Origin of the sequence: Caldibacillus sp. 210928-DFI.2.18 (genome assembly GCF_020554505.1) — a bacterium.
In the GTDB taxonomy this organism is placed as follows: domain Bacteria; phylum Bacillota; class Bacilli; order Bacillales; family Caldibacillaceae; genus Caldifermentibacillus; species Caldifermentibacillus hisashii.
The window spans coordinates 1-563 of the sequence record NZ_JAJCHL010000219.1; the positions used below are offsets into that span (position 1 = coordinate 1).

Below are 563 nucleotides of genomic sequence, written 5' to 3' on the forward strand. Positions count from 1 at the left end.
GACCTTCGGGTTATGAGCCCGACGAGCTACCAGACTGCTCCACCCCGCGATAATAAAATTATTAACATATGGCGGAGGAAGAGGGATTCGAACCCCCGCGCGGTGTAACCCGCCTGTCGGTTTTCAAGACCGATCCCTTCAGCCAGACTTGGGTATTCCTCCAAACAAATATGGTGGACCTTGTAGGACTCGAACCTACGACCGGACGGTTATGAGCCGTCTGCTCTAACCAGCTGAGCTAAAGGTCCATTGATACGTTTTAAAAAATTTTCCATTTTCAATAACTAAAATTTATTCGTACCCATATCAAAAAACTTATGGGCATAACAAGAGATTTAATCAAAGACGCTTTGCACTAACCAGCTAAAACTAAAGGTCAATTTTATTATTTACTTAAAAATATAAAATAATAGCGGCGGAGGGGATCGAACCCCCGACCTCACGGGTATGAACCGTACGCTCTAGCCAGCTGAGCTACGCCGCCATATTAAATTATTATAAATAATAAATGGTGGAGCCTAGCGGGATCGAACCGCTGACCTCCTGCGTGCAAAGCAGGCGCT

At 45.3% G+C, this 563-nt stretch carries 3 tRNA genes; all 3 read right to left on the reverse strand.

Features of this window, described 5'->3' with window-relative positions:
* Window positions 1–69 precede the first annotated feature (69 nt).
* Window positions 70–162, reverse strand: a tRNA-Ser gene (locus LIZ98_RS17645).
* A gap of 9 nt (window positions 163–171) precedes the next feature.
* Window positions 172–248 (reverse strand) — tRNA-Ile (locus LIZ98_RS17650).
* Between the two features lie 162 nt (window positions 249–410).
* Window positions 411–484: transfer RNA gene (locus LIZ98_RS17655), tRNA-Met, on the reverse strand.
* Between the last annotated feature and the right edge of the window lie 79 nt (window positions 485–563).